Here is a 26,745-nt window from a genome sequence, read left to right on the forward strand (position 1 = left end):
TCAGTGCCTTTCATCCAGGACGAAGTCAACAAGTGCTGCCGCGTCCATCTCGTCGAGCTGTGTCTCCGTGTTCGCGGGCGCGTCCTCGCTCGCACCGGCAAGCCGCAGCAGCACGTCCATCAGTCCTGCGTCTCGCAACCGCGTGATCGGGATCGAGGCGAGCGCTTCGCGCAGCCGTGCCTCGGCAGAGTCGGTGTCCGCTGCGGGCGCGAGCCGGGTGTGGAGGTATTCGGCCAGTCGCGACACCGTTGGGTGGTCGAACGCCAGCGTCGCGGGCAGTTGCAGCCCTGTCGCCGTCGCCAGCCGGTTGCGCAACTCCACCGTCGTCAGCGAATCGAAGCCCATGTCCCGCAACGCCTTCTCAGGATCGACGGCCCCCGCCGAGGCGTGTCCCAAAACGGTGGCGACGTGACCACACACCAGATCGAGAAGCAGCCGCTGCTGGTCGGCGGTGGCCAGGGCGGTCAGCCGCCGAGACAGACCGGAACCATCCTGGTCGCCGGTGCGGGCGACCGGCCGAGCCCGCCCGCTGGCCACCAATCCCCGCAACAGCGGCGGCACCGGCCCGGACCCGTTGTGTCGTGGCAGCTCGAGCCGGATCGGGGCCAGATTCGCTTCCGGGCGTCGGCAGGCCAGATCGAACAGCGCCAGCCCCTCCGCAGCTGGCATGGCACGCACCCCGGCCCGGTCCAGCCGGGCGTGGTCGCTTTGGCCCAGGCTCTCGGTCATGCTGCTGCTGTCGGCCCACCAGCCCCAGGCCAGCGATACGGCCGGCAGGCCCTGCGCGTGCCGGTGCAACGCCAACGCGTCCAGGAACGCGTTCGCCGCGGCATAGTTGCCCTGGCCCGCGCTACCGGAAGTGGCCGCGAAACTCGAGAACAGGACGAAGGCGGCCAGGTCCAGCCCGGCGGTCGCTTCGTGCAGGTACCAGGCCGCGTCCGCCTTCGGACGCATCACGGTGTCCACCCGCTCCGGCGTCAACGACGCGATCGTCCCGTCGTCCAGCACACCTGCTGTATGGATCACGGCCGTGAGGGGGTGCTCCCGGGGCACGCCTGCGACCAGTTCGGCTACGGCACCCCGGTCCGCCATGTCGCAGGCCATCACCCGTACCTGGGCGCCCAGTCCGGCCAGCTCCTCGACGAGTTCCCGCGCTCCCGGCGCGGCCGGTCCCCGGCGTGACACCAGCGTCAGGTGCCGTGCTCCGTGCCGGTCGACCAGGTGCCGTGCCAGCAGGCCGCCCAACGTGCCCGTCCCGCCCGTGACCAACACCGTGCCGTCGGGATCCAACGACCGCGGCAGGGCCAGCACTCCGGTGTCCGGACGGACCAGCCGCCGTACCAGTGCCCGGCCACCACGCACCGCGACCTCAGGCTCGTCACCAGCAGCCAGCCCCACTACCACCGGCACATCCGACTCGAACGACTCCACGTCAGCCAGCACCAGCCGGCCCGGATGCTCCGACATCGCCGAACGCACCAGCCCCCACACCGCACCACCGGCCAGATCCGGCACGCCCTCGCCCACCCCGGCCGCCACCGCGCCACGGGTCAGCACCAGCAGCCGGGAAGCGCCCAGCCGCTCTTCCGCCAGCATCTCCCGCACCACACCGAGCACTTGGCCGGTCAGTACCCGTGCATCCGCACCCCGGTCGCCGTCCAACGACCCGGTGCAGGGGACAACCACCACCTCCGGCACAGGCATCCCAGCACTGACCGCGTCCACCAAGTCGCTCAGCCCGGCATAACACGACGCCCCCACCGGCCCCAGCTCCAGCCCACCGGCACCGATCACCACCCACGACCCGACCGGCACTTCCTTCTCCATACCGGACAACACCGTCCAGTCCACGCTGAACAGCGACCGGTGTTCATCCCCGGACAGCTCCGCCCACACCGGCCGCAGCGCCACAGAGTTCACCGACAGCACCGGGGCGCCCGTGTCATCAGCCGCGTCCAGGCAAAGGCTGTTGTCCCCGGTCACGGACAGCCGTACCCGCAACGACCGTGCGCCCGACGCGTGCAACGACACCCCGTTCCACGTGAACGGGAGCCTGCCCTCGCCCCCTGCGGGCAGGAACGCGGCGGCTTGCAGGGCGGCGTCGAACAACGCCGGGTGAATCCCGAACTCGCCCGCCCGCTCGGCCACTTCGTCAGGTAGCCGCACCTCGGCGAAGACCTCCCCACCCCGCCGCCACACCCCCCGCAACCCCTGGAAGACCGGCCCGTACCCGTAACCCGTCTCGGCCAGGTCCTCATAGAACCCGTCCATCTCCACCGGTTCCGCTCCCGCCGGCGGCCACGCCGCTTCCAGCCACACCGGCGCGGGAACCCCTGACGCGGTCAGCGTTCCGCCGGCGTGCCGTGTCCAGCTCGCTTCCCCGGCCGTCTCCTCGGGCCGGGAGTACACGCTCACCACGCGACGGCCCTCCGTCGGCGCCTCGAGCACCACCTGCACCTGCACGGCCCCGCGCCCGGGCAGCACCAACGGCCGCTCCAGCGTCAAATCCTCCAGAACACCACACCCCACCTCATCACCAGCCCGCACCACCATCTCCACGAGCGCGGTGCCCGGTACGACCACCACGTCGTTCACCGTGCAGTCGGCCAGCCAGTCGTGCGAGGTGAGGGACAGGCGACTGGTGAAGACCACGCCCTCACCGCCGGCCCACTCCACCGCCGCCCCCAGCAACGGGTGGCCCAGCGACATCAACCCGGCGCCCCGCACATCCCCCGCCACAGCCCGGGGGCGCGGCCAGTAGCGCTCACGCTGGAACGCATACGTCGGCAGATCGACCACCGAACCCTGGCCCACGATCGTCGGCCAGTCCACCCGGACGCCGCTGGTGTGGAGAGTGGACAGGGCGGTCAGGGCAGTGTGGACCTCGGGGCGGTCCCGGCGCTGGGTGGCGAGGAAGACTCCGTCCACCGCGCCCGATCCCAGACCCGTCAGCACGCCGTCGGGACCGATTTCCACGAAATGTGTCACGCCTTCAGCGCTCAGCCCGGTCAGCATGTCGGCGAAACGGACGGGCTCGCGCACCTGCCGCACCCAGTACTCCGCACTGCACACCTGCTCAGCCGTCAGCGTCATCCCCACCGACGGGGAGCTGAACTCCACCCCGCCCAGTACCTCGGCGAACGAATCGAGCATGGGGTCCATCAAGGGTGAGTGGAACGCATGGCTGACGCGCAGGCGCCGCACCCTCCGGCCCCGGTCACGCCAGAGCTCGCCCATCGCCTCAACCACTGCGGCGTCACCCGAGAGCACCACGGAACGGGCCGCGTTGACCGCCCCGACCGTGGCCCGCTCACCCCAGCCAGCAATCTCGCCCGACACCTCGGCGATCTCGTCCTCGCTCGCCTCCACGGCCAGCATGACCCCCTCAGCGGGCAACGCCTGCATCAGCCCGGCCCGTGCCGCCACCACCCGGCACGCATCCCGCAACGACCACACACCCGCCACATACGCCGCCGACAGCTCACCGATCGAATGCCCCACCACAAAATCCGGAGTGACACCCCACGACGACAACAACCGGAACAGGGCCACCTCGAACGCGAACAACGCCGGCTGCGCCCACCCCGTCCCCGTCAACCGACCCTCATCCCCGCCGAACACAACCTCCCGAAGCGACCCCGGGAGCAGACCCTCAAACCCGGCACACACCTCCCCGAACGCCTCCGCAAACACCGGGAACTCCTCAGCCAGCTCACGCCCCATCCCCAACCGCTGCGCACCCTGACCCGTGAACAAGAACGCCGTCCGACCACTCAGACCAGCAACCCCCGACACCACACCGGTATTCGGCTCCCCAGCCGCCAACCCGCCCAGCCCGGCGATCAGTTCGTCCCGGCCCGTGCCCAGAACCACCGCCCGATGCCCCAGACTCGCCCGCGTGGACACCAGCGCCGAACCCACACTCACCAGATCCAGTCCCGCATCCGCCTCTACGTGTGCCGCGAGACGCCGCGCCTGATCCCGCAACGCCGACTCCGACCTGGCCGACAGCACCCACGGCACCACCGACGGAGCAACAACATCCACGTCGGACACCGGCACTGCGTCAGGGGCCTGTTCGAGGATGAGGTGGGCGTTGGTGCCACTGACTCCGAACGAGGACACCCCAGCACGCCAAGGCCGACCGACCACCGGCCACTGTCGTTGTTCGGTCAGCAACTCCACCGCCCCGGCTGACCAGTCCACCTCAGGCGTCGGCTGATCCACGTGCAAGGTGCGGGGCAGCACGCCCTGCTGCATCGCCAGCACCATCTTGATCACACCGGCGACACCGGCGGCGGCCTGCGTGTGACCGATGTTGGACTTCAGCGACCCCAGCCACAGCGGACGATCCGCCGGACGGTCCTGCCCATAGGTCGCCAACAGCGCCTGAGCCTCGATCGGATCCCCCAGCCGCGTGCCTGTGCCGTGCGCCTCCACGACATCCACCTCAGCCGCAGACACACCGGCACTCGCCAAGGCCTGCCGGATCACCCGCTGCTGCGACGGACCATTCGGCGCGGTCAGCCCGTTCGACGCGCCGTCTTGGTTGATCGCCGAACCCCGCACCACCGCCAGCACCCGGTGACCGTTGCGCCGGGCGTCCGACAACCGCTCCACCACGACCAACCCGACACCCTCGGCCCATCCGGTGCCGTCGGCCGCCGCAGCGAACGCCTTGCAACGGCCGTCCCCTGCCAACCCACCCTGAATCGCGAACTCGGCAAAGGTCCCTGGTGTGGACATCACCGTCACACCACCGGCCAGCGCCAGATCACACTCCCCGGACCTCAATGCCTGGGTAGCCCAATGCAACGCGACCAGCGACGATGAACACGCCGTGTCCACCGTCACCGCAGGCCCTTCCAACCCCAACGTGTAAGCGATCCGCCCCGACAACACACTGCCCGCACCACCGGTGAGCCGGTAGCCGTCCAGTTCGCCCGAGGTCTCCCCCGCAGTGTCGTATCCCGAACCGGCCCCGCCCACGAACACCCCGGTCTTGCTGCCCTTCAGCGCGTCCGGATCGATCCCCGCCCGCTCCAGCGCCTCCCACGATGTCTCCAGCAGCAACCGTTGCTGGGGATCCATCGCCAACGCCTCACGCGGCGAGATCCCGAAGAACCCCGCATCAAACCCCGCCGCGTCGTGAAGGAAACCGCCCACCTGGGCGAAACCATCACCCGTCAGATCCCAGCCGCGTTGGGTCGGGAACTCCGAGATGGCGTCGACACCGCCCGCGAGCAGGGCCCACAACTGCTCAGGGCTCTCCACATCACCCGGGAACCGGCAGCCCATCCCTACGATGGCGATCGGCTCGTCCACCGCCAGCGCGGTCACCGGCGTCACTGACACAGCCTCGACCGCGCCGGTCAGCTGCTGCCGCAGGTAGGTGGCCAGTCGCGAGGCGGTCGGGTGGTCGAAGGCCAGCGTCGCGGGCAGTTGCAGCCCTGTCGCCGTCGCCAGCCGATTGCGCAACTCCACCGTCGTCAGCGAATCGAAGCCCATGTCCCGCAACGCCTTCTCGGGATCGACGGCTTCCACGGAGGTGTGTCCCAGAACAGTGGCGACGTGACCACACACCAGATCGAGAAGCAGCCGCTGCTGGTCGGCGACGGCCAGGGCGGACAGCCGCTGGGCCAGACCGGAACCGTCCTGGTCGCCGGTGCGGGCGACCCGCCGGGCCGGGCCAGCAACCACCAAGCCCCGCAACAACGGCGGCACCTGCCCGGACCCGTTGTGTCGTGACAACTCCAGCCCGACCGGGACCAGATACGCCTCCGGACGCCGGCAGGCCAGATCGAACAACGCCAGCCCCTCCACCGCCGACAACGCACGCACCCCGGCGTAGTCGGCGTGGTCCAGACGGCCGGCCATGCTGCTGTCGGCCCACCAGCCCCAGGCCAGCGACACAGCCGGCAGCCCCTGCGCCCGCCGGTGCAACGCCAGCGCATCCAGGAACGCGTTCGCCGCGGCATAGTTACCCTGACCCGCAGCACCCGAGGTTGCCGAGAAGCTCGAGAACAACACGAACGCGGCCAGGTCCAGACCGACGGTCGCCTCGTGCAGGTACCACGCCGCGTCCGCCTTCGGACGCATCACCGCATCCACCCGCTCCGGCGTCAACGACGCGACCGCCCCGTCGTCCAGCACACCCGCCGCATGAATCACAGCGGTGAGCGGATGTTCCTGCGGCACTCCGGCGACCAGCGCGGCTACGGCATCCCGGTCCGACACATCACACGCCATCACCCGCACCTGGGCGCCCAGTCCGGTCAACTCATCGGCCAGTTCCCGCGCCCCAGGGGCATCCAGCCCCTGCCGGGACACCAGCGTCAGATGCCGTGCTCCGTGCCGGTCGACCAGGTGCCGCGCCAACAGGCCACCCAACGTGCCCGTCCCGCCCGTGACCAACACCGTGCCGTCGGGATCCAACGGCCGCGGCAGGGCCAGCACGCCGGTGTCCGGACGGACCAGCCGCCGTACCAGCACCCGGCCACCACGCACCGCGACCTCAGGCTCATCACCACCCGCCAGCCCCACCACCACCGGCACATCCGACTCGAACGACTCCACATCAGCCAGCACCAGCCGGCCCGGATGCTCCGACATCGCCGACCGCACCAACCCCCACACCGCACCACCAGCCAGATCCAGCACACCCTCACCAACACCGGCCGCCACCGCACCACGCGTGACCAGCAGCAGCCGGGAAGCGCCCAGCCGCTCCTCCGCCAGCATCTCCCGCACCACGCCCAGCACTTGGCCGGTCAGTACCCGCGCATCCGCACCCCGGTCACCGTCCAACACCCCGGCACAGGGGACAACCACCACCTCTGGCACAGGCACACCCGCCCCGACCGCCTCCACCAAGTCGCCCAGCCCGGCATAACACGACACCCCCACCGACCCCAGCTCCAGCCCACCGGAACCGACCACCACCCACGACCCGACCGACGCCTCACTCCCCGAGCCGGGCAGCACCGTCCAGTCCACGCTGAACAGCGACCGGTGCTCATCCCCGGACTCCAGCAGCTCCGCCCACACCGGCCGCAACGTCAACGAACCCACCGACACCACCGGGGCGCCCGTGTCATCAGCCGCGTCCAGGCAGAGCGTTCCCTCCCCGGTCCCCGACAGCCGCACCCGCAACGACCTCGCGCCCGACGCATGCAGCGACACCCCGCCCCAGGCAAACGGGAGCCCACCCTCGCCCTCACCGGAACCAGGCAGGAACGCGGCGGCGTGCAGGGCGGCGTCGAACAACGCCGGATGGATTCCGAACTCGCCCGCGCGCTCGGCCACTTCGTCAGGTAGCCGCACCTCGGCGAAGAGTTCCTCGCCCCGCCGCCACACCCCCCGCAACCCCTGGAAGACCGGCCCGTACCCGTAACCCGTCGCGGCCAGGTCCTCATAGAACCCGTCCACCTCCACCGCGACGGCATCCACCGGCGGCCATACCACTTCCTGCCACACCGGCGCGGAAACCCCTGACGCAGTCAGCGTTCCGCCGGCATGCCGTGTCCAGCCCGCTTCCCCGGCTGCTTCCTCCGACCGGGAGTACACGCTCACCACGCGACGGCCCTCCGTCGGCGCCTCGAGCACCACCTGTACCTGCACGGCCCCGCGCTCGGGCAGCACCAACGGCCGCTCCAGCGTCAAATCCTCCAGAACACCACACCCCACCTCATCACCAGCCCGCACCACCATCTCCACGAACGCAGTGCCCGCCAGCAACACCACACCCCGCGCCGTGTGATCGGCCAGCCAGCCATGCGAGGCCAGAGACAGCCGACTGGTGAACACCGCGCCCTCACCACCGGCCAGTTCCACCGCCGCCCCCAGCAAGGGGTGGCCCAGCGACATCAATCCGGCGCCCCGCACATCCCCCGCCACCGCCCGGGGACGCGGCCAATACCGCTCACGCTGGAACGCATACGTCGGCAGATCCACCACCGAACCCCGGCCCACTATCGCGGACCAGTCCACCGGGACGCCGTGAGTGTGGAGAGTGGACAGGGCAGTCAGGAACTGTTCGGAGTCGTTCCCGTCCCGGCGCAAAGTCCCGGTCACAACCGCTGCGGGGTGGGACTCGAACAGGGTGTCCTCCAGGCTGGGAATCAGCACCGGATGAGGACTGACTTCCAGGAACACCCCGTAGCCGGCTGCCGCCACCACCGGGGTGGTCTCGGCCAGCCGCACCGTCTCCCGCAGATTGCGATACCAGTACTCCGCACCCAGCTCGCGGGTGTCCATCAGCTCACCGGTCACCGTGGAGTAGAACTCGACAGAGCTCTCCACCGGGGTGACACCTGCCATGACCTCGACCATCTCGGCCCTGAGCTGATCCACCTGCACCGAATGCCCCGCACAGTCCGTGTCCATCCGACGGGACCGGAACCCCTCCGCCTCCCCCGCCACGACCAGCTCCGCCACCGCCTCCGCGTCACCAGACACCACCACCGACGACGGCCCGTTCACCGCCGCGAGCGACAACCGCCCCGCCCAGCGAGCGATCAGCGACTCCGCCCCCGCGCGGGACAGCCCGACCGACACCATCCCGCCCCGCCCCGACAGCGACCTCGCGAACAGCCGGCTGCGCACCTCGACGATCCTGGCACCGTCGGCCAACGACAGCCCGCCTGCCACACACGCCGCCGCGATCTCCCCCTGCGAGTGCCCCATCACAGCCGCCGGCACCACCCCCAACGACCGCCACACCTCCGCCAGCGACACCATCACCGCCCACAACACCGGCTGCACCACATCAACCCGCTTCAACCCCTCCTCATCACCCAACGCCCCCACCAGATCCCACTCCACAAACGGCGCCAACGCCTCGGCGCACTCACGCATCCGCTCCGCGAACACCGGCGAGGACGCCAGCAGTTCCTGCGCCATCCCCGCCCACTGCGACCCCTGACCAGGGAACACGAACACCACGCCACGCCCACCGGCCACACCCTGACCCACCAGCCCGGTCACCACACCAGCACCCGGCTCCCCGGCCGCCAACCCACCCAGCCCGGCTATCAACTCGTCCCGGCCAGCGCCCAGGACCACCGCCCGATGCCCCAGACTCGCCCGCGTGGACACCAAAGCCGCACCCACACTCACCAGATCCAGCCCCGCACCCGCCTCCACAAACGCCGCGAGCCGCCGCGCCTGATCCCGCAACGCCGACTCCGACCTCCCCGACAACACCCACGGCACCACCGACGGCGACACCACGGGAGCAACGACATCCACATCGGGCACCGATGCTGATTCCGGGGCCTGTTCGAGGATGAGGTGGGCGTTGGTGCCGCTGATCCCGAAGGAGGACACCCCGGCCCGCCACGGCCGGTCGACCACCGGCCACGACCGCTGCTCCGTCAGCAACTCCACCGCACCCGCCGACCAGTCCACCTCAGGCGTCGGCTCGTCCACATGCAACGTCCGCGGCAACACGCCCTCTTGCATCGCCAGCACCATCTTGATCACACCGGCCACCCCTGCCGCGCCTTGCGTGTGACCGATGTTGGACTTCAACGACCCCAACCACAGCGGACGATCCACCGGCCGACCCTGGCCGTACGTCGCCAGCAGTGCCTGAGCCTCGATCGGGTCACCCAGCCGGGTCCCCGTGCCGTGCGCCTCCACGACGTCCACCTCAGCCGCAGACACACCAGCACTCGCCAGCGCCTGCCGGATCACCCGCTGCTGCGACGGACCATTCGGCGCCGACAACCCGTTCGACGCACCATCCTGATTCACCGCCGAACCCCGCACCACCGCCAACACCCGATGACCGTTACGCCGGGCGTCCGACAACCGCTCCACCGCCACCAACCCGACGCCTTCCGCGAGCCCGGTCCCATCAGCGGTCGCGGAGAACGCCTTGCAGCGGCCATCCCACGCCAACCCGCCCTGAACGGCGAACTCGGCAAAGATCCCCGGTGTGGACATCACCGTCACACCACCGGCCAGCGCCAGATCACATTCCCCGGACCGCAGCGCCTGCGCGGCCAAATGCAGCGCCACCAGCGACGACGAGCACGCCGTGTCCACCGTGATCGCGGGCCCTTCCAACCCCAGCACATACGCGATCCGGCCCGACAACACACTGTCCGCGTTACCGGTGAGGTGGTATCCGTCCAGTTCGTCCGAGGCCGCTCCCACGGTCTCGTACCCAAAACCGGCCCCGCCCACGAACACCCCGGTCTTGCTGCCCTTCAGCACGTCCGGGTCGATGCCGGCTCGTTCCAGCGCCTCCCACGCCGTCTCCAGCAGCAACCGCTGCTGGGGATCCATCGCCAGCGCCTCACGCGGAGAGATCCCGAAGAACCCCGCGTCGAACTCCGCCGCGTCGTGAAGGAAACCGCCCACCTGGGCGTAACTGTCACCGGTCAGATCCCAGCCCCGATCACCAGGGAACTCACCCACCGCATCAGCCGAGGACACCACCGCATCCCACAACTGCTCCGGCGACGACAGCCCACCTGGGAACCGGCAGCCCATCCCTACGATGGCGATCGGCTCGTCCGGCTCGGCCTTCACCACAACCGGAGCCATCGGCACGGCCTCGACCGCGCCGGTCAGCTGCTGCCGGAGGTAGGTGGCCAGCCGCGAGGCGGTCGGGTGGTCGAACGCCAACGTCGTAGGCAGCCGCAGCCCTGTCGCCGTCGCCAGCCGGTTGCGCAGTTCCACCGTCGTCAGCGAATCGAAGCCCATGTCCCGCAACGCCTTCTCAGGATCGACGGCCCCCGCCGAGGCGTGTCCCAAAACGGTGGCGACGTGACCGCGCACCAGATCGAGAAGCAGCCGCTGCTGATCGGCGACGGCCAGGGCGGTCAGCCGCCGGGCCAGACTGGAACCGTCATGGTCGCCGGTGCGGGCGACCGGCCGGGCCGGTCCGCCGGCCACCAATCCCCGCAACAGCGGTGGCACCGGGCCTGATCCGTTGTGTCGTGGCAGCTCCAGCCCGACCGGGACCAGATTCGCCTCGGGGCGTCGGCAGGCCAGATCGAACAGCGCCAGCCCTTCCGCCGCCGGCATGGGACGCACCCCTGCCCGGCCCAGCCGGGCGTGATCGGTGTTGCCCAGGTGCTCGGTCATGCCACTGGCGTCGGCCCACAAACCCCAGGCCAGCGACACAGCAGGCAGTCCCTGCGCCTGCCGGTGCAACGCCAGCGCATCCAGGAACGCGTTCGCCGCGGCATAGTTGCCCTGACCCGCGCTACCGGAAGTGGCCGCGAAGCTTGAGAAGAGGACGAAGGCTGCCAGGTCCAGTCCGGCGGTCGCCTCGTGCAGGTACCAGGCCGCGTCCGCCTTCGGACGCATCACGGTGTCCACCCGCTCCGGCGTCAACGACGCGATCGTCCCGTCGTCCAGCACACCTGCTGTATGGATCACGGCAGTGAGGGGGCGCTCCCGGGGCACTCCGGCGATCAGTTCGGCTACGGCATCCCGATCCGACACGTCGCAGGCCACCACGGTCACACTCGCCCCAGCCGACTCCAGGCCAGCCACCAGCCCAGCCGCGCCCGGGGCATCCAGCCCCTGCCGGGATACCAGCGTCAGATGCCGTGCTCCGTGCCGGTCGACCAGGTGCCGCGCCAGCAGACCACCCAACGTGCCCGTCCCACCCGTCACCAACACCGTGCCGTCGGGATCCAACGACCGCGGCAGGGCCAGCACTCCGGTGTCCGGACGGACCAGCCGCCGTACCAGCACCCGGCCACCACGCACCGCGACCTCAGGCTCGTCACCACCCGCCAGTCCCGCCACCAGCGGCACGTCCGACTCGAACGACTCCACATCAGCCAGCACCAGCCGGCCCGGATGCTCCGACATCGCCGACCGCACCAACCCCCACACCGCACCACCAGCCAGATCCGACACACCCTCGCCCACCCCGGCCGCCACCGCACCACGCGTGACCACCAGCAGCCGGGAACCACCCAACCGCTCCTCCGCCAGCATCTCCCGCACCACACCCAGCACCTGACCGGTCAGCACCCGCGCATCCGCACCCCGGTCACCGTCCAACGACCCGGCGCAGGGGACAACCACCACCTCCGGCACAGGCACACCCGCCCCGACCGCCTCCACCAGGTCACTCACCCCGGCATAACACGACGCCCCCACCGACTCCAGCTCCAGCCCACCGGCACCGACCACCACCCACGACCCGACCGACGCCTCGTTCCCCGAGCCGGGCAGCACCGCCCAGTCCACACCGAACAGCGACCGGTGTTCGTCCCCGGACTCCAGCAGCTCCGCCCACACCGGCCGCAGCGTCAGAGAGTTCACCGACAGCACCGGGGCGCCCGTGTCATCAGCCGCGTCCAGGCAGAGGGTGTCGTCCCCGGTCACCGACAGCCGTACCCGCAACGACCGCGCACCCGACGCGTGCAACGACATCCCGTTCCACGTGAACGGGAGCCCGCCTTCGCCCTCGCCGGGCAGGAACGCGGCGGCATGCAAAGCTGCGTCGAACAACGCCGGGTGGATCCCGAACTCGCCCGCGCGCTCGGCCACTTCGTCAGGTAGCCGCACCTCGACGAAGAGTTCATCGCCCCGCCGCCACACCGCCCGCAGCCCCTGGAACGACGGCCCGTATCCATAGCCTGTCGCGGCCAGGTCCTCGTAGAACCCGTCCACCGGCACCGGTTCCGCTCCCGCCGGCGGCCATACCACTTCCTGCCACACCGGCGCGGGAACCCCTGACACGGTCAGCGTTCCGCCGGCGTGCCGTGTCCAGCCCGCCTCCCCGGCCGTCTCCTCCGGCCGGGAGTACACACTCACCCCACGACGCCCCTCCTCCGCCGGAGCCTCGAGCACCACCTGCACCTGCACAGCCCCACGCGCCGGCAGCACCAACGGCCGCTCCAGCGTCAGATCCTCCAGAACACCACACCCCACCTCATCACCAGCCCGCACCACCATCTCCACCAACGCGGCGCCCGGCACGACCACCACGTCATTCACCGTGCAGTCGGCCAACCAGTCCTGCGAAGTGAGGGACAGGCGGCTGGTGAACACGACACCCTCACCACCAGCCCACTCCACCGCCGCCCCCAGCAACGGGTGACCCACCGAAACCAGCCCCATACCCCGCGCGTCTCCGGCCACGGCCCGGGGACGCGGCCAGTACCGCTCACGCTGGAAGGCGTACGTCGGCAGATCAACCGCCGCGTCCCGGCCCACGATCGCCGGCCAGTCCACCGGAACACCGCGGGTGTGCAACCGGGCCACAGCAGCCAGGAGTTGCTCAGGTTCGTTCCCGTCCCGGCGCAGGGTCCCGGTCACAACCGCCGCAGGGTGGGACTCGAACAGAGTCTCTTCCAGGCTGGGAGTCAGCACCGGATGAGGACTGACCTCCACGAACACCCCGTGGCCAGCCTCGGCCAGTGCCCGGGTGGTGTCCGCCAGCCGTACCGTCTCCCGCAGGTTGCGGTACCAGTAGCCGGCGTCCAGCTCACGGGTGTCGGTCAGTTCACCGGTCACGGTGGAGTAGAACGCGACCGCACCCTCCACCGGGGTGATCCCGGCCAGGGACGCGACCAACTCCGTCTCGATCTCCTCGACCTGCGAGGAATGCGACGCGTAGTCCACCTCGACCCGACGAGCCCGGAAACCCTCCGCCTTCCCCGCCTCGACCAACTCCGCCACCGCCTCCGCATCCCCGGACACCACCACCGACGACGGCCCGTTCACCGCCGCAACCGACAACCGCCCCTCCCACCGCGCAACCAACAACTCCACCTCAGCCTGAGGCAACCCCACCGACACCATCCCACCCCGCCCGGACAGTGACCCGGCGATCAGACGGCTGCGCACCGCACTGACCCTGGCGCCGTCAGCCAGCGACAGTCCGCCCGCCACACACGCCGCCGCAATCTCCCCCTGCGAATGCCCCACCACAGCAGCCGGCACCACCCCCAACGACCGCCACACCTCCGCCAACGACACCATCACCGCCCACAACACCGGCTGCACCACATCAACCCGCTCCAACGCCTCGCGGTCCCCCAGCACCTCCAACAGATCCCACTCCACGAACGGCGCCAGTGCCTCGGCGCACTCCCCCATCCGCTCCGCGAACACCGGCGAAGACACCAGCAACCCCCGCGCCATACCCACCCACTGCGACCCCTGACCAGGGAACACAAACACCACAGCGCTCTGGCCAGCCAGCCCGGTCACCACACCGGCACCCGGCTCCCCCGCCACCAGTCCGCCCAGCCCGGCTATCAACTCGTCCCGGCCAGCGCCCAGGACCACCGCCCGATGCTCAAAACTCGCCCGGGTGGACACCAAGGCCGCACCCACGTCCACCGGGTCCAGCCCCGGGTTCGCCTCTACGTGTGCCGCGAGCCGCCGCGCCTGATCCCGCAATGCCGACTCCGACCTCCCCGACAACACCCACGGCACCACCGACGGAGCAACAACATCCACATCAGAAGCCGGTTCAAGCTCAGGGGCCTGTTCCAGGATGAGGTGGGCGTTAGTGCCACTGATCCCGAACGAGGACACCCCCGCCCGCCACGGCCGATCGACCACCGGCCACGGTTGCTGCTCCGTCAACAACTCCACCGCACCCGCCGACCACTCCACCTCCGGAGACGGCTGGTCCACGTGGAGGGTGCGGGGCAGTTGCCCGTGCCGCATCGCCAGCACCATCTTGATCACACCCGCAACACCAGCAGCCGCCTGCGTATGACCGATGTTGGACTTCAACGACCCCAACCACAGCGGACGATCCACCGGACGATCCTGCCCATAGGTCGCCAACAACGCCTGGGCCTCAATGGGATCCCCCAGCCGAGTCCCCGTGCCGTGCGCCTCCACCACATCCACCTCAGCAGCGGACACACCCGCACTCGCCAAGGCCTGCCGGATCACCCGCTGCTGCGACGGACCATTCGGCGCCGACAACCCATTCGACGCACCATCCTGATTCACCGCCGAACCCCGCACCACCGCCAACACCCGATGACCGTTACGCCGCGCATCCGACAACCGCTCCACCACCACCAACCCGACACCCTCACCCCACCCGGTGCCATCAGCCGCCCCAGCAAAGGACTTGCAACGGCCGTCGCCCGCCAACCCACCCTGCGTGGCAAACTCGGCAAAGATCCCCGGTGTGGACATCACCGCCACACCACCGGCCAGCGCCATCGAGCACTCACCGGCCCGCAACGCCTGGGCCGCGAGATGCAACGCGACCAACGACGACGAACACGCCGTGTCCACCGTGATCGCGGGCCCTTCCAACCCCAGCACATACGCGATGCGGCCCGACATCACACTGTCCGCGCCGCCAGTGAGCCGGTAGCCGTCCAGCTCCTCCGAGGCAGCCCCCAGAGTCTCGTACCCAAAACCGGCCCCGCCCACGAACACCCCGGTCCTGCTGCCCCTCAACAACTCCGGGTCGATGCCCGCCCGTTCCAGCGCCTCCCACGATGTCTCCAGCAGCAACCGCTGCTGCGGATCCATCGCCAACGCCTCACGCGGCGAAATCCCGAAGAACCCCGCATCGAACCCCGCCGCGTCATGAAGGAAACCGCCCACCTGGGCGAAACCATCACCGGCCAGATCCCAGCCACGCTGCGTCGGGAACTCCGAAATGGCGTCAACACCGCCCGCAAGCAAAGTCCACAACTCTTCAGGCGACGACACCCCACCCGGGAACCGGCAACCCATCCCGACAATGGCGATCGGCTCGTCCACTGCCATCGCGGTCACCGGCGTCACCGACACGGCCTCGACCGCACCGGTCAGCTGCTGCCGCAGGTAGGTGGCCAGCCGCGAGGAGGTCGGATGGTCGAACACCAACGTCGTAGGCAGCTGTAGGCCCGCCGCTGCCGCCAGCCGGTTGCGCAGCTCCACCGTCGTCAGCGAATCGAAGCCCATGTCCCGCAACGCCTTCTCGGGATCGACGCCCCCCACGGAGGCGTGTCCCAAAACGGTGGCGACGTGACCACGCACCAGATCGAGAAGCAGCCGCTGCTGATCGGCGACGGCCAGGCCGGACAGCCGCCGGGCCAGACCGGAACCGTCCTGGTCACTCGCGTGGGCGACCCGCCGGGCCAGACCTGAACCGACCAGGCCCCGCAACAGCGGCGGCACCTGCCCGGACCCGCCACGGCGTGACAGTTCCAGCCCGACCGGGACCAGATTCGCCTCCGGACGCCGGCAGGCCAGATCGAACAACGCCAGCCCCTCCGCCGCCTGCAACGCACGCATCCCCGACCGGCCGAACCGGGCGTGGTCGGTGTGGCCCAGGCGCTCGGTCATGCCACTGGTGTCGGCCCACCAGCCCCAGGCCAGCGACACGGCAGGCAGTCCCTGAGCCTGCCGGTGCAACGCCAGCGCGTCCAGGAACGCGTTCGCCGCGGCATAGTTGCCCTGACCCGCAGCGCCCGAGGTGGCCGAGAAGCTCGAGAAGAGGACGAACGCGGCCAGGTCCAGCCCGGCGGTCGCCTCATGCAGATACCACGCCGCGTCCGCCTTCGGACGCATCACGGTGTCCACCCGCTCCGGCGTCAACGACGCGATCGTCCCGTCGTCCAGCACACCTGCTGTGTGGATCACGGCAGTGAGGGGATGCTCCCAGGGCACCCCGGCGACCAGTTCCGCGACGGCTTCCCGGTCCGACACGTCACACGCCACCACCCGCACCCGGGCCCCCAACCCGGCCAACTCCTCGACCAGTTCCCGCGCCCCAGGGGCATCCAGCCCCTGCCGGGACACCAGCGTCAGATGCCGCACCCCGTGCCAGCCGACCAGGTGCCGCGCGAGCAGACCACCCAGCGTGCCCGTCCCACCCGTCACCAACACCGTGCCATCGGGATCCAACGGCCGCGGCAGGGTCAGCACGATCTTGCCGACGTGCTCGCCCTGGCTCATGAACCGGAAGATCTCCGGCGCCTGCCGCAGGTCACGCACCAGCACCGGCAACCGGGCCAGGACCCCCTCGGCCAGCAACCCGACACACTCGGCGAGAATCCGCCCGAGCCGCTCCGGCCCCGCCGCCGGCAGCAGATCGAACGCCGCGTACCCCACACCCGGATGCGCCGCGGCCTCCTCGCCGGCGTCACGGACGTCGGTCTTGCCCAGCTCGACGAACCGGCCGCCGTCCCGCAGCAACCGCAACGACGCGTCCACCAACTCGCCGGCCAGGCTGTTCAGCACGACGTCGACGCCCTCACCACCGGTCGTGGCCAGGAAAAGTTCCCCGAATTCCGTGGTCCGTGACGACGCGATGTGATCCGCAGCTACCCCCATCGCCACCAGCACATCGTGCTTGGCCGGATCAGCTGTCGCGAACACCTCCAGCCCCAGGTACTGAGCGATCCTCACCGCCGCCATCCCCACGCCACCGGCGGCCGAATGAATCAGCACCCGCTCACCCGGCCGTACACCGGCCACATCCACCAGCCCGTACCACGCCGTCGCGAACGCCACCGGCACCGCCGCCGCATCCGCGAACGACCACCCCTCCGGAACCGGAACCAGAACACGGTGATCAGCCACCGCGACCGGCGCGAACGCGTCCGCCAGCACACCCATCACCCGATCACCCGGAACCAGGCCACTCACCCCCGGACCGACCTCCGTCACCACACCCGCGCCCTCGCACCCCACCCCCAAACCGTCGGCAGACACCACGCCCAAAGCCACCAGCACATCCCGGAAGTTCAGCCCCGCCGCCCGGACCTCCACCCGGACCTGACCATCCGCCAGCACCGCAGCCGCCCCCGGACCGGCGACGAACCCCAGGCCCTCTGGTGTCCCCACACTCTCGACGCCCAGCCGCCAGCCCTCGCCCTCGGGCAGGGTCAGTACGCCGGTGTCCGGGCGGGTCAGTCGCCGTACCAGCACCCGGTCACCACGCACCGCGATCTCAGGCTCATCACCAGCAGCCAGGCCCACTACCACCGGCACATCCGACTCGAACGACTCCACATCAGCCAGCGCCAGCCGGCCCGGATGCTCCGTCATCGCCGAACGCACCAGCCCCCACACCGCACCACCAGCCAGATCCGACACACCCTCACCCACCCCGGCCGCCACCGCACCACACGTGACCACCAGCAGCCGGGAACCAGCCAAACGCTCCTCCGCCAGCATCTCCCGCACCACACCCAGCACCTGACCGGTCAGCACCCGCGCATCCGCACCCCGGTCACCCTCCAGCGACCCGGCACAGGGGACAACCACCGTCTCCGGCACAGGCACACCCGCCCCGACCGCCTCCACCAGGTCCCTCAGCCCGGCATAACACGACACCCCCACCGACCCCAGCTCCAGCCCACCAGCGCCGACCACCACCCACGACCCGACCGACGCCTCGCTCGCCATGCCGGGCAGCACCGTCCAGTCCACACCGAACAGCGACCGGTATTCGTCCCCAGACTCCGACAGTTCTGCCCATACCGGTCGCAGCGTCAGAGAGTTCACCGACAGCACCGGGGCGCCCGTGTCATCAGCCGCGTCCAGGCAGAGGGTGTCGTCCCCGGTCACCGACAGCCGTACCCGCAACGACCGTGCGCCCGACGCGTATAGCAACACACAACCCCAGGCGAACGGGAGCCCGCCCTCACCGGAACCGGGCAGGAACGCGGCGGCGTGCAGGGCGGCGTCGAACAACGCCGGATGAATACCGAACTCACCCGCCCGCTCAGCCACCTCCTCGGACAGCCGTACCTCGGCGAAGATTTCATCGCCCCGCCGCCACACCGCCCGCAACCCCTGGAAGACCGGCCCGTATCCGTAACCTGTCGCGGCCAGGTCCTCATAGAACCTGTCCACCGGCACCGCGACGGCATCCACCGGCGGCCACACCGTCAGCTCCACACCCGCCGGCACCACCGCCTCAGAAGTCAGCGTTCCGCCGGCATGCCGTGTCCAGCCCGCCTCCGCTGCTGCCTCGGGCCGGGAGTACACACTCACCCCACGACGACCCTCCTCCACCGGAGCCTCAACCACCACCTGCACCTGCACAGCCCCACGCTCCGGCAGCACCAACGGCCGCTCCAGCGTCAGATCCTCCAGAACGCCACACCCCACCTCGTCACCCGCCCGCACCACCATCTCCACCAACGCGGCGCCCGGCACGACCACCACGCCATTCACCACGCAGTCGGCCAGCCAGTCGTGCGAGGCCAAAGACAGGCGGCTGGTGAAGACCGCGCCCTCACCACCGGCCAGTTCCACCGCCGCCCCCAACAAGGGGTGGCCCAGCGACGTCAACCCGGCGCCCCGCACATCCCCCGCCACCGCCCGGGGACGCGGCCAATACCGCTCACGCTGGAAGGCATACGTCGGCAGATCGACCGTCGAGTGCCGGCCCACCAATGCGGACCAGTCCACCGGAACGCCCTGGGTGTGCAGGCCGGACAGTGCGGTCAGGGCGGTGTGGACCTCGGGGCGGTCGCGGCGCTGGGTGGCGAGGAAGACCCCGTCCACCGCACCCGACCCCAGACCGGTCAGCACGCCGTCGGGACCGACCTCCACGAAATGTGTCACGCCTTCAGCACTCAGTTTGGTCAGCATGTCGGCGAAACGGACCGGCTCGCGCACCTGCCGCACCCAGTACTCCACACTGCACACCTGCTCAGCCGTGACCGTCATCCCCACCGACGGCGCGTTGAACTCCACCCCGCCCAGTACCCCGGCAAACGGCTCCAGCATGGGGTCCATCAGGGGCGAGTGGAACGCATGGCTGACGCGGAGGCGCCGCACCCTCCGGCCCCGGCCACGCCAGAGGTCGCCCATCGCCTCGACCACCGTGGCCTCACCGGAAAGCACCACCGAGCGGGCCGCGTTGACCGCCCCGACCGTGGCCCGCTCACCCCAGCCGTCGACCTCACCCGCCGCCGAGGCGATCTCATCCTCATCCGCCTCCACAGCCAGCATGACCCCCTCAGCCGGCAGGGCCTGCATCAACCCCGCCCGTGCCGCCACCACCCGGCACGCATCCCCCAACGACCAAACCCCCGCCACATACGCCGCCGACAACTCCCCGATCGAATGCCCCACCACGAAGTCCGGCACCACACCCCACGACGACAACAACCGGAACAAAGCGACCTCGAACGCGAACAACGCCGGCTGCGCCCACCCCGTCCCCGTCAACCGACCCTCATCCCCGCCGAACACAACCTCCCGGAGCGACCCCGGCAACAGACCCTCAAACCCCGCACACACCTCCCCGAACGCCTCCGCGAACACCGGGAACTCCCCCGCCAGCTCACGCCCCATCCCCAACCGCTGCGCACCCTGACCCGTGAACAAAAACGCCATCCGACCAACCGAACCAGCCACACCGGACACCACACCGGTATTCGGTTCCCCGGCCGCCAACCCGCCCAGCCCGGTGACCAGTTCCTCCCGGCCCGTGCCCAGGACCACCGCCCGATGCTCGAAACTCGCCCTGGTGGACACCAGCGCCGCACCCACACTCACCAGGCCCAGTCCCGCATCCGCCTCTACACGTGCCGCGAGCCGCCGCGCCTGCTCCCGCAACGCCGACTCCGACCCCGCCGACAACACCCACGGCACCACCGACGGAGCAACAACATCCACATCGGAGGCCGGTTCAAGCTCAGGGGCCTGTTCGAGGATGAGGTGGGCGTTGGTGCCGCTGATCCCGAACGAGGACACACCCGCACGCCACGGCCGATCGACCACCGGCCACGACCGCTGCTCCGTCAGCAACTCCACCGCCCCGGCCGACCAATCCACCTCTGGAGACGGCTCGTCCACATGCAGGGTCCGCGGCAACACACCCTCCTGCATCGCCAGCACCATCTTCATCACACTCGCGACACCGGCAGCCGCCTGCGTGTGACCGATGTTGGACTTCAACGACCCCAGCCACAGCGGGCGATCCACCGGCCGGTCCTGCCCATAGGTGGCCAGTAGAGCCTGGGCCTCGATGGGGTCTCCCAGCCGAGTGCCCGTGCCGTGCGCCTCCACCACATCCACCTCAGCAGCGGACACACCCGCACTCGCCAGCGCCTGCCGAATCACCCGCTGCTGCGACGGACCATTTGGCGCCGACAACCCATTCGACGCACCGTCCTGGTTCACCGCCGAACCCCGCACCACCGCCAACACCCGGTGACCGTTACGCCGGGCATCCGACAACCGCTCCACCACCACCAACCCGACACCCTCACCCCACCCGGTGCCATCAGCCGCCCCAGCGAACGCCTTACAACGGCCGTCCCCCGCCAACCCACCCTGAACCGCGAAGTCGACAAAGATCTCCGGTGTGGACATCACCGTCACACCACCGGCCAGCGCCATCGAGCACTCGCCGGCCCGCAGTGCCTGAGCTGCCATATGCAACGCCACAAGCGACGATGAACACGCCGTGTCCACCGTCACCGCGGGCCCTTCCAACCCCAGCACGTACGCGATCCGGCCCGACAAGACGCTGCCCGCACCACCGGTCAGCCGGTACCCGTCCACTCCGTCCGAAGCATCCCCCGCAGCGTCGTAGCCCGAACCGGCCCCGCCCACGAACACCCCGGTCTTGCTGCCCCTCAGCAACTCCGGGTCGATGCCCGCCCGTTCCAACGCCTCCCACGCCGTCTCCAACAACAACCGCTGCTGCGGATCCATCGCCAACGCCTCACGCGGCGAAATCCCGAAAAACCCCGCGTCGAACTCCGCCACATCCTCGACGAACCCACCCACCTGGGCGAAACCATCACCAGCCAGATCCCAGCCACGCTGCGTCGGGAACGCCGAAATGGCATCAACACCGCCCGCGAGCAAAGCCCACAACTCTTCAGGCGACGACACCCCACCCGGGAACCGGCAGCCCATCCCGACGATGGCGATCGGCTCGTCCGGCTCGGCCCTCACCACAACCGGAGCCACCGACACAGGCTCGACCGCGCCCAGCAGTTCCGAACGCAGGTGCTCGGCCAGTACGGCAGGCGTCGGGTAGTCGAAGACAAGGCTCGCCGGCAGCACAAGACCAGTGGTCAAGGCGAGTTTGTTCCGCAGCTCCACCTCGGTCAGCGAGCTGAAACCGGCATCGCGGAAAGCCCGTTCGGGCGGGAGGGCGTCGGCGTTGTCGAAACCGAGGGTGACAGCCGCTTCCCGCCGGACCAGGTCCAGCAACGTCCGGGCCCGCTCCTTCTCGCCCATGCCGGCCAGCCTGTGCCGCAACGCCGACTCACCGGCAGGCTGCGGCCGGGCCAACACCTTGCGTGCCTCGGGGATGCCCGTGAGGAGAGGACTCGGGCGCTCGACGGTGAAACTGGACGCGAACCGCTCCCAGTCCGTGTCCGTCACCGTCAAAGTCACCGAGCCGTCACCCACCGCCCGCTCCAGAGCAGCCATCGCCAGCTCCGGGGCCATCGGCAGCACACCACGCCGCCGGTACCCCTCAACGAACCCGCCACCAGCGGCCGTGCCCATGCCCGGACCGGCCCACAGACCCCAGGCCACCGATGTCGCGGCAAGCCCCGCACCGTGCCGGTACTGCGCCAGCCCGTCCAGGAAAGCATTCGCCGCCGCATACGCCGCCTGCCCACCGGCACCCCAGCTCGCCGCGCCCGAGGAGAACAGCACAAACGCCGCCAGGTCCAGCCCCGCCGTCAACTCATGCAGATGCCACGCCGACACCGCCTTCGCCCGCAACACCTCATCCAACCGCCCCGGCTCCAACTCACCCACCGGAACACCGCCGTCACCGATCCCGGCCGCATGCACCACCGCCGTCAACGGACAGTCCACCGGCACCCGCGCCAACACCCCCGACAACGCCTCCCGGTCAGCGACGTCACACGCCTCCAACGTCACCCGCGCACCCAACCCCACCAATTCCTCACGCAGGTCGAGCGCACCAGGAGCCTCCAGCCCCCGACGGCTGACCAGCACCACATGCTCGGCACCACGGGCCACCGCCCACCGCGCCACATGCCCACCCAGACCACCCGTCCCACCCGTGACCAGCACCGACCCCCGCAACCGCACCCCAGCACCCACCGCACCGCCACCGCTCCCCGCACCAGCACCAGCACCAGCACCAGCACCAGCCGGGACCAGCCGACGCCCGTACACCCCCGACTCCCGCACAGCGACCTGATCCTCACCACCCATCAGCACCCGCGCCAACAACCCGCCAAGCCGCTCGTCCAACACGACAGGCAGATCCACCAACCCACCCCACCGGCCCGGCACATCCAACGCCGCAGCACGACCAAAACCCCACAACGCCGTCTGCACCGGACTGCCCACCGAATCGGCAGACCCAACCGACACCCCACCCCGCGTCACACACCACACCCGCGCCGTAACACCGGCATCACCCAACGCCTGAACAAGACGCACCGACAGAGCCAGACCGACAGGTGTGGCATCGAACTCCGCAGACGCCTCCTCGACCACACCCAACAGCGACACCACCCCAGCCGGCTCAGGCAGATCCGCCAACTGCGCGGCGAGCACAGCACGGTCGGTATCCCCGGCCACCTCCAGCCGCACCACCCCAGCACCCAACGCCCCGATCACCGAGGCAACCCACGCATCCTCACCCCACCCCGCAGGCACCACCACCAGCCAGCCATCCGGCAGAGCAGCCCCGGACATCCCCGACAGCAGCTTCCAACTCTCCGCGAACCTCCACCCATCCACCAAAGACCCAGCCCGCCGACGCTCACGCCACGCCGACAACGCCGGCACCACCTCAGCCAAAACCCCCTCGCCAACACCCAACTCAGCCGACAACACCCCCACATCCGCACCCCGCACCACCGACCACAACTCATCATCCACACCACCCACCGCAGACCCGGACACCGGCTCCGGCCAGTACCGCTCACGCTGGAACGCATACGTCGGCAGATCCACCACCGAACCCGAACCCCGACCCACCAACGCCCGCCAATCCACCGGCACACCACGGGTATGCAACCGAGCCACAGCGGTCAGCAACTGCTCGGATTCATCCTCACCCCGGCGCAGAGTCCCCGTCACAACCGCCGCCGGATGAGCCTCGAACAGGGTGTCCTCCAGGCTGGGAGTCAGCACCGGATGAGGACTGACCTCCACGAACACCCCATGACCGGCCTCGGCCAGCACCCGGGTGGTGTCCGCCAACCGCACCGTCTCCCGCAGATTGCGATACCAGTAGCCCGCATCCAGCTCACGGGTATCCATCAACTCACCCGTCACGGTGGAGTAGAACGCGACAGCGCCCCGCGTCGGAGCGATCCCCACCAGGGCCTCGACCAACTCCGTCTCGATCTCCTCGACCTGCGGAGAATGCGACGCGTAATCCACCTCGACCCGCCGAGCCCGAAAACCCTCCACCTCCCCCGCCTCGACCAGCTCCGCCACCGCCTGCGCATCCCCGGACACCACCACCGACGACGGCCCATTCACCGCCGCGACCGACAACCGCCCCTCCCACCGGGCAATCAGAGACTCCACCTCAGCCTGAGGCAGGCCCACCGACACCATCCCACCCAGCCCGGACAGCGACCCGGCGATCAGCCGACTGCGCACCGCACTGACCCTGGCGCCATCGGCCAACGACAACCCACCCGCCACACACGCCGCCGCGATCTCCCCCTGCGAATGCCCCACCACAGCCGCCGGCACCACCCCCAACGACCGCCACACCTCCGCCAACGACACCATCACCGCCCACAACACCGGCTGCACCACATCAACCCGCTCCAGCGCCTCCCGATCCCCCAACACCCCCAACAGATCCCACTCCACAAACGGCGCCAGTGCCTCAGCACACTCCCCCATCCGCTCCGCAAACACCGGCGAAGACACCAGCAACCCCCGCGCCATACCCACCCACTGCGACCCCTGACCAGGGAACACAAACACCACAGCACCCTGGCCAGCCACCCCGGTCACCACACCGGCACCCGGCTCCCCGACCGCCAACCCGCCCAGCCTGGAGATCAGCTCGTCCCGGCCGACACCCAGCACCACCGCCCGATGCTCAAAACTCGCCCGCGTGGACACCAAAGCCGCACCCACACCCACCGGATCCAGCCCCGCACCCCCCTCCACAAACGCCACAAGCCGCCGCGCCTGCTCCCGCAACGCCGACTCCGACCTGGCCGACAACACCCACGGCACCACCGGCGAAACCACCACCGGCGACACCACCGGAGCAGACGACGCCACAGACTCCCCGCCCGGTACCCGAACAGGCGCCTCCGCCAATACCAGATGGCAATTCGTCCCGCCCATCCCGAACGCGCTCACCCCGGCCACCAGTCGCCGAGCCTGTTCGGGCCAGTCCGTGAGCTGGGTGTGCACGCGCAGCCGAAGCTCGTCCAGCGGGATGTCCGGATTGGCTTCCACGAAGTTGAGGCTGGGCGGGAGCAGGCGATGCCGGAGGCTCAGCACCACCTTGAGCATGCCCGTGATGCCGGCCGCGCCCTCCAGGTGGCCGACGTTGGTTTTGACGGAACCGACCAGCAGCGGGGAATCGGCCGGACGCCGGGTTCCGAGCGCGGCGCCGAGCGCGGCGGCCTCGATCGGATCGCCGACTTTGGTACCCGTGCCGTGCAGTTCGACGTACTGCACCTCGGCGGGATCCACCGAGGCCCTCAGGTATGCCTCTTGGATGACGTCCGTCTGGGCCGATCGGCTGGGGACCGCCAGGCCGGCGCCCTCGCCGTCGCCGTCGCCCTCGTTGTTGATCGCGCCGCCGGCGATGACGCAGTAGATCTTGTCCCCGTCGGCGAGTGCGTCGGCCAGCTTCTTCAGTACGACCAGCGCGCCGCCCTCACCGCGGGCGTAGCCGTTGGCCCTCGCGTCGAACGTGTGGCAGCGGCCGTCCGGCGACAGGCCCCCGAACTTCCAGGCGCCGACAGTGCTTTCGGCCAGGATGTTGAGGCTCACCCCGCCCGCGATGGCCACGGTGGACTCGCCGCGCCGCAGGCTCTCGCAGGCCATGTGCACGGCGACCAGCGACGAGGACTGCGCGGTGTCCACCGTCAGGCTCGGTCCGCGCAGTCCCAGGAAGCGTGAGACGCGGTTCGCGATGATCGCGCGGCTGGACCCCGTCAGGGTGTGCTGACCGATCGCCTCTTGTCCGAGACGGCCCATCAGAACGGCGTAGTCGTCCCCCATAGCGCCGACGAACACGCCCGTACGGCTGCCGCGCAGGGTGGCCGGGACGATCCGCGCGTCCTCCAGCGCCTGCCAGCTCAGTTCCAGCAGGAGCCGCTGTCGTGGATCCATCGCCACGGCCTCCTTCGGGGAGATCCCGAAGAAGGCCGCGTCGAACTGGTCGATCCGGTCGAGGAACCCGCCGCGGCGGGGGGAGTGCGCGTCGCCGACCCAGCGGTCGTCGGGAGCTTCACCGGTCGCGTCGACGCCCTCGCACAGCAACCGCCAGAACTCGGCCGGGTCGGCCGCTTTCGGCAGGCAGCAGGACAGTCCGACGACGGCGATCTCGCCGGCATCGGCCTTGTCGGCCGTGAGTGCCACGTCAACACCATTCATCGCTGCCCCTTGCCGACAAGACCTGGGTGGATTCGCGTTATCGGGAGTAAACATCTCGGCCGGATCGGCTCCGTAGGTTCGCCAGCCCAAAACAGCGGGCGGTTCCTGCGTTCAAGAGCCGAGCAGGCGCTGGACCATTGCCGTTCGTCGGGACGGAGTCGCACCGCCGCCGGTGAGCTCTGGCGTCACCTCACCCGCGCGGGCACAGCCCAGCGCCGTCGCGTCTCGCGGCGCGCCGGATCCCGCACATGC

At 69.9% G+C, this 26,745-nt stretch carries 1 protein-coding gene; it reads right to left on the reverse strand.

All coding sequences use genetic code 11. The features are described from left to right. Nucleotides 1-26,478, reverse strand: coding sequence for a type I polyketide synthase (locus ACYUD3_RS37475; RefSeq protein WP_470980650.1), 26,478 nt, complete (start codon nt 26,476-26,478; stop codon nt 1-3). Between the last annotated feature and the right edge of the window lie 267 nt (nt 26,479-26,745).

It is taken from the genome of Streptomyces sp. AMJ-169 (genome assembly GCF_055597585.1).